At 55.4% G+C, this 1,578-nt stretch carries 1 protein-coding gene; it reads left to right on the top strand.

Translation table 11 applies throughout. The annotated features are described in order from the left end of the window. The first annotated feature begins 399 nt into the window (after positions 1-399). On the top strand, positions 400-1,281 hold the full coding sequence (locus tag FAS41_RS30600; protein ID WP_171049599.1) for a M24 family metallopeptidase: 882 nt from the start codon (positions 400-402) through the stop codon (positions 1,279-1,281). Positions 1,282-1,578 lie beyond the last annotated feature (297 nt).

Consider the following 1,578-nt stretch of genomic DNA (forward strand, 5'->3'; position numbering starts at 1 on the left):
ATCGTTCTGGACTACCTTGCACACGGCGAGGCGGGCATCGCCCTTGATCATCTGTTCTACATGATCAAAGAGCCGCCTCTCGCTATTTCTGCCAAGTCCGCTGAGAAGCTGGCTCGTGTTGCAGAAGCGTTTGGAACACCTTTGAGCTGGTGTCCTTGAAGCTGGTCGTACAACGAAATACGTACTCGCTGCGAGAGGCCGCTTCTGGCCGATTGCTGCCGCTGGCGAGACCGGTTGCGACCCTTGGCAGCCAGTGGGATCAGGTAGCATTCGGTTAGGGAGGGCATTTTGCATTTGCTCCACTTGAGCAGGGCCGCTAGCTTCGGCCGATAACTGCGGAGCACTTTGAGTTCGACTGATCCATAATGCCCGGTTATAGCTTGAGCAAGGATGCAAGCGATGTCTTCCCGATTGATAGCCGTTCTATTTGCATGTGCAGCCGCACTGGCTTGCCAGGAGAGCTTCGCCAGCACTTCGTTGATGGACCAGTTTTTCCTTGGCAATGGCCAGCTGGCACTGAAGATCGCAGGCACAGCAAGTGACAAGCGCCTTGCAGACCAGCGCGAGCAAGCACCTGAGATCAGTGTGCTACTGCAATCCATCTCACCCCTCATCGCCAGAGGCGAAAGTGGCCTTGCCATTCAACGCCATGTGCTGAAGCGGTTTCATGAACTGGGCTGGCAGCCGATGATGGTTGGTTACAATGGCTATCCGGCGGCGATAGCCATTTCCATGAATGATGGCGTGTTGAACGGTTTCCCCACATCGCAACCGATCCCGCAAAACACGCTGGTAAAGGTTGAGTTGGTAGCGGGAACGCCTTACTCGCACTTGGCCCAGACTTGGACATTTGCCGGCAAGAATGCCACCCAGAAGCAAAAGATGATGTTGGAAGCCGCCCGGCTTGCACTACGTGAAGGCGTCGAGCAGGTACATGCCGGGGCTGAGCTGGATGGTATTGGCGAAGCAATTTCGAAGACGCTGAATGCGAGCCACATTTATCCCGTCAGGGAGTATTGTGGTTACGCCATGGGGGCCGCGCGTATTGAGCCGCCGCAGATTCTCGGGTACCGCCCTGCACATCCGAGCAATCTCCTGATGCATGCAGGCCAGGTACTCAATGTGTATGTGCTGGCGCAAACAGGCGAATACAACACCCGTGTCAGTTTGAGCAATGGGCTTGAAGCCTTTACATCAGACGGAGGCGACTCCGTGGTGCTCTCGGTGATGGTTGAAGTCACCAGCGACGGATATCGCTTGCTGACCAGATTTGTCGATTAAAACAGAGGTGCCAGGCTGATTTGAATGCTGCAGTTGTGAAGTAGTTTCTTGGATTCTCTCAAGTTGCCGATGTTGTCCCGGAAGCGTGAAAGAGATTGCCCGGCGTGTTCCTGTGAAGCTCAAGCCAGCTAGTCAGCATCCAGCGAATGCCGTCCGTCCGCTTCTGACCGGTTGCCGCCCCTGGCGAGAGGCCGCTACCGACTCATAGCGGACGTCAAAACTGCTACGTTTCAAACGTGTATCGGGTCAGATGCGTGCTGCGAGGACATTCTTTGCTGAACGTTCCTCGCTGGTTCG

Source organism: Pseudomonas nicosulfuronedens (assembly GCF_005877905.1).
GTDB lineage: Bacteria > Pseudomonadota > Gammaproteobacteria > Pseudomonadales > Pseudomonadaceae > Pseudomonas > Pseudomonas nicosulfuronedens.

Excerpts from the sequence above, each read along its gene's own strand:
- FAS41_RS30600 (WP_171049599.1), top strand. The coding sequence starts at position 400 with ATGTCTTCCCGATTGATAGCCGTTCTATTTGCATGTGCAGCCGCACTG.